The following is a 4175-nucleotide window of genomic DNA, read 5'->3' on the forward strand; positions in this document are numbered from 1 at the left end:
TGCAATTTACCCCGGCTCTTTTGACCCAATCACCAATGGGCATATTGACTTAATCAAACGCGCCAGCAAACTGTTTGATACAGTGATTATCGGCATTACCCAAAACAGCAAAAAACCGGCTTTTTTAGATATTAACGACAGACTGGAATCCGCTAAGACAGCCTTAATTGACATTAATAATATTAAAGTCATGAGTTTTGACACTTTGTTGGTGGATTTTGCTGAAACGCAAAATGTACAAATTATTTTGCGTGGCTTGCGTGCGGTGAGTGATTTTGAGTATGAATTCCAACTCTCTGGTATGAATAAACACCTTAATCCTACTATTGAAACCTTGTTTATGACACCAGCAGAACAATACGCCAATATTTCCTCTTCGCTGGTAAGGGAGATTTTATCCTTAGGTGGCGATATTAGCGCCTTTGTGCCAAGCAATGTGGAAAATCTATTGAAAGAAAAAATTTAGTTTTTTTTCGTTTTTTTTACTTGATTTTAATTTTTGTATCCTTATATAAGGTTCATAACTAACACAAAGGAGTAAAAACATGGCAAAAATTATCGGCATTGATCTAGGCACAACCAATTCATGCGTTGCTATTATGGAAGGTGGTAACATAAAAATCATTGAAAATTCTGAGGGTGATCGCACCACTCCATCTATCATCGCTTTTCCAAAAGATTCAGAAGAGGTTTTAGTTGGTCAAAGTGCTAAACGACAAGCGGTTACCAATCCTGAAAACACACTTTACGCCATCAAGCGTTTAATTGGTCGTCGTTTTGACGAGGAAGCGGTTCAAAAAGACATCGACCTTGTGCCTTATAAGATTGTTAAGGCAGACAATGGCGATGCATGGGTGAAAGTCAATGGCAAGAAAATGGCTGCCCCTGAGATTTCAGCAAAAGTTATCGGTAAGATGAAGAAAACGGCTGAGGATTATCTAGGCGAAACAGTTACTGAAGCGGTTATCACTGTACCTGCTTACTTTAACGACTCACAACGCCAAGCAACCAAAGATGCGGGCAAGATTGCAGGACTTAATGTTAAACGCATTATTAACGAACCAACCGCAGCGGCATTGGCGTATGGTGTTGACAAATCTACTGGCGATAAAACCATTGCCGTGTATGACTTAGGTGGCGGTACTTTCGATGTTTCTATTATTGAAATGGAAGACATTGATGGCGAAAAGCACTTTGAAGTGTTATCCACCAATGGCGATACTTTTTTAGGGGGTGAAGATTTTGATCAGCGCCTTATGGATTACTTGGTCGAAGAATTTAAAAAAGACCAAGGCGTTGATTTAAAAAATGACCCAATGGCGTTACAACGCTTAAAAGAAGCCGCAGAAAAAGCCAAGATTGAGTTGTCTTCTTCTGAGCAAACTGAGGTTAACCTTCCGTATGTCACAGCAGATGCTTCAGGTCCTAAACACTTAAACATCAAAATTACACGCTCTAAGTTAGAGTCTTTGGTAGAAGATTTGATTAAACGCTCAATTGACCCTTGTCAAATTGCCCTTAAAGATGCGAAGTTAACTGCCAAAGACATTGACGAAGTTATCATTGTTGGTGGCTCTACAAGAATGCCCAAGGTACAAGAAAAGGTCAAAGAATTCTTTGGCAAAGAACCTAAAAAAGATGTCAATCCTGATGAAGCAGTAGCGATGGGTGCGGCAATTCAAGCGGGTGTATTAGGCGGCGATGTTAAGGATGTATTGTTGCTAGATGTAACGCCATTGTCGCTAGGTATTGAGACCATGGGCGGGGTAATGACCAAGTTGATTGAAAAAAACACCACCATTCCGACCAATGCCAGTCAAACTTTCTCAACTGCTGCGAACAACCAATCGGCAGTAACTGTGCATGTAATGCAAGGTGAGCGAGAAATAGCCAGTGCAAATAAATCACTAGGCCAGTTCAATCTTGAAGGTATTCCAAATGCACCTAAAGGTCAGCCACAAATCGAAGTAACCTTAGACATTGATTCTGATGGTATTTTGAATGTGTCTGCCAAGGATAAAAACACAGGTAAAGAGCAAAGTATTACCATTAAAGCGTCCAGTGGTTTGAGCGATGAAGAAGTCGAAAAGATGATTAAAGACGCTGAGGCAAATGTCGAGGAAGATAAAAAATTCCAAGAGTTGGTTACCACACGCAATATGGCGGATTCATTGGTTCATTCAACTAAGCAAATGTTAGACGAGCTTAAAGACGAAGTATCAGAAGACGAAAAAACTGCAATTGAAGCAGCAATGAGCGAACTTGAAGAGGCAATGAAAAGCAATGATAAAGAAGCAATTGATGCTAAAACTCAATCTTTAAGCGAAACAGCACAACCCTTAGCTGAAAAAGCACAGGCAAAAGCAGGTGCTGGTGAAGATGGCTTTACTGATGCAGCTAATGCAGGCGCTAAAGAGGCAGGCGATGATGTGGTTGATGCCGATTTTGAAGAAGTTAAGAATGACGATAAAAAGGATAAGTAGTTCTTATTGGTAAATACTTAAAGGGGCTTTATGCCCCTTTTTACAGTTAGGGAAATTATGTCAGAAAGAGATTATTACGAAATATTAGGCGTTAGCAAGGGCGATGATGCAAAAACCATCAAAAAAGCCTATAAGCGCTTGGCGATGAAACACCATCCAGACCGCAACAAGGACAATAAAGAAGCGGCCGAAAAAACCTTCAAAGGCATTCAAAAGGCTTATGCTGTTTTGTCTGATGAGCAAAAACGACAGACTTATGACCAGTTTGGTCATGCGGGCGTGAACGGCAATGCAGGCGGTAACCCATTCGGTAGTGGTAATCCATTTGGCAATAGTGGCGGCTTTGGTGATATTTTTGGTGATATTTTTGGCGGTGGTCATCGTCAAGCACAGCAGAATAATCGTGGTGCTGATTTACGCTATGATTTAGAAATTGACCTCAAAGAAGCGGCTGAAGGCAAGACAGTTCAAGTGCGCATTCCTAAAGGTGAAAAATGTGATACTTGCCATGGCACTGGCGCCAAACCAGGCACCAGTGCTAAAACTTGTGGCACTTGTCAGGGTGTAGGGCAAGTGCATATGCAACAAGGTCCTTTTGCCGTGCAACAACCCTGCCCGCAGTGTCGAGGTGCTGGTCAAGTGATTGATTCTCCTTGTGGAGATTGCCATGGAAAAGGCGTGGTGCGTCGGCAAAAAACTCTCTCAGTTAAAATCCCCGTAGGCGTAGACACGGGCAATCGTATTCGTCTAACTGGCGAAGGTGAGGCTGGCGTGCGTGGCGGCCCAAATGGTGATTTGTATGTAGAAATGCATGTTCGTCCACATAATATTTTTGAACGCCACGACAACGACCTATATTGCAGTGTACCAATTGATTTTGCCTCAGCAGCACTGGGTGGTGATATTGAAGTACCAACATTAAATGGAAAATTCAAAATTAAGATTCCTTCAGGCACACAAACAGGTAAACAATTCCGCTTAAAAGGCAAAGGTATTACTGGCTTACAAGGCAGTGGCACAGGCGATTTAATTTGCCAAGTCAAACTTGAAACACCTGTTAATCTTAACGGTAAACAAAAAAAATTACTGCAGCAGTTTGCAGGCTCATGTGGCAAAAAACAACATCCTGAGTCAGATTCCTTCTTTGATAAAATGAAATCGTTTTTTGAATAACACCTTTTGTAAAAATCAGAGCAAGCATCAAACTGTAGTGGTCTAACAATCTTAGACTGAAATTCCCCCACTTGACTGGACACAAAATTAATATTTTACGCATTATTTTTTTGCATCAATAATCTTTTTTATAAAACCCCAACAATTTCAGACAACAATTTAATTTTTCTTATTTCGAACCCGTTAAACTAAACAAAAAAATCGGAGTAAAAAATGAGTAAAAACGAACCAAATATACCTCAGCATTCAAGACTAAATTAGTACTTGAATTACTACAAAACGAAAGCACCATAGTGCAGATTGCCAGTAAGCATAATATCCTACCTCAGAATCTACAAAATTGGAAGAAGACTTTCCTTGCTAACGCAGAGATTGCCATGGAGCCATCCAAGGCAGTCAAAGAATACAAAGACGAACTTATCAAAGCACAAGTGCAGAATGAGCGTTTAACTGCATAAAAACCCCACCAACCTAGCAATCAAACAACTTAACCACACTAATTATTGCACTTTATACATC

At 40.5% G+C, this 4175-nt stretch carries 3 protein-coding genes and 1 pseudogene; all 4 read left to right on the forward strand.

Annotation, left to right across the window (positions count from 1 at the left end):
- Nucleotides 1–466, forward strand: a 466-nt coding sequence (gene coaD, locus CRYPD_RS07360; protein ID WP_138146937.1) for a pantetheine-phosphate adenylyltransferase, incomplete at its 5' end; no start/stop codon positions are given.
- A gap of 79 nt (nucleotides 467–545) precedes the next feature.
- Nucleotides 546–2483 carry a molecular chaperone DnaK gene (dnaK, locus tag CRYPD_RS07365; protein ID WP_138146938.1) on the forward strand — a complete coding sequence of 646 codons (1938 nt, stop codon included), beginning with the start codon at nucleotides 546–548 and terminating at the stop codon, nucleotides 2481–2483.
- Between the two features lie 57 nt (nucleotides 2484–2540).
- Nucleotides 2541–3656: a molecular chaperone DnaJ gene (gene dnaJ / locus CRYPD_RS07370; protein ID WP_138146940.1), complete on the forward strand. Its 1116-nt coding sequence runs from the start codon at nucleotides 2541–2543 to the stop codon at nucleotides 3654–3656.
- 233 nt (nucleotides 3657–3889) lie between these two features.
- Nucleotides 3890–4114 (forward strand): annotated as a pseudogene (locus CRYPD_RS07375) (transposase); the annotation flags it as partial.
- Nucleotides 4115–4175: the final 61 nt, after the last annotated feature.

Source organism: Bathymodiolus heckerae thiotrophic gill symbiont (assembly GCF_900180345.1).
Lineage (GTDB): Bacteria > Pseudomonadota > Gammaproteobacteria > PS1 > Pseudothioglobaceae > Thiodubiliella.